We start from the raw sequence: 698 nt of genomic DNA, 5'->3' as shown, positions 1-698 counted from the left end.
GGCCGGGCGAAGAAGCCAAGCAAACGCGTCGTGACGAGCCATTGCGCGACCGAAGCGAACCGCCTGTGGGCTTGGGATATCACATGGTTGCCGACAAACGTGCGGGGTTTGTACTTCTACTGGTACATGGTGCTCGACGTCTACAGCCGGAAAATCGTCGGACATGAGGTACACGTCGCCGAGTCGGCCGAGCTGGCGGCGCTGTTGTTGCGCAAGGCTAGTCTGGCCGAGGGATTGGCTGGACGCGAGGTGGTCCTGCATTCGGATAACGGCAGTTCGATGAAGGGCGCGACGATGCTGGCGACGCTGGAGAAATTGGGCATCATGCCATCGTTTAGCAGACCCCGTGTGAGCAACGACAATGCTTACGCGGAGGCATTGTTCAGGACCTGCAAGTACCGGCCGAACTATCCGAGTAAGCCGTTCGACAGCGTCGAGGACGCGCGCAATTGGACGCGACAATTTGTGCATTGGTATAACCACCAGCACAAGCATAGCGGCTTGAAATTCGTGACGCCAGCGCAGCGCCATGATGGTACGGCAACGGAGGTGCTGCGACGCCGTGAGCAGGTCTACGAGGCCGCTAAACAGCATCGACCGGAACGATGGTCTGGCACGACAAGGAACTGGAATTTGAAGGATGAGGTCTGGCTAAATCCTGAACGGGAACAACCAGAAATACTAAAGCAAGCCGCATG

The 698-nt window shown here is 57.7% G+C and carries 1 protein-coding gene; it reads left to right on the top strand.

Features of this window, described 5'->3' with window-relative positions; translation table 11 throughout:
• On the top strand, positions 1–698 hold a 698-nt coding region (locus F1735_RS33980), incomplete at both ends, for a DDE-type integrase/transposase/recombinase (RefSeq protein ID WP_167241452.1).

The organism is Massilia genomosp. 1 (assembly GCF_011682185.1).
Taxonomy (GTDB): Bacteria; Pseudomonadota; Gammaproteobacteria; order Burkholderiales; family Burkholderiaceae_D; genus Telluria_A; species Telluria_A rubra.
Note: the sequence above shows the minus strand (reverse complement) of the source record. Positions and strands in the feature narration are given on the sequence as shown.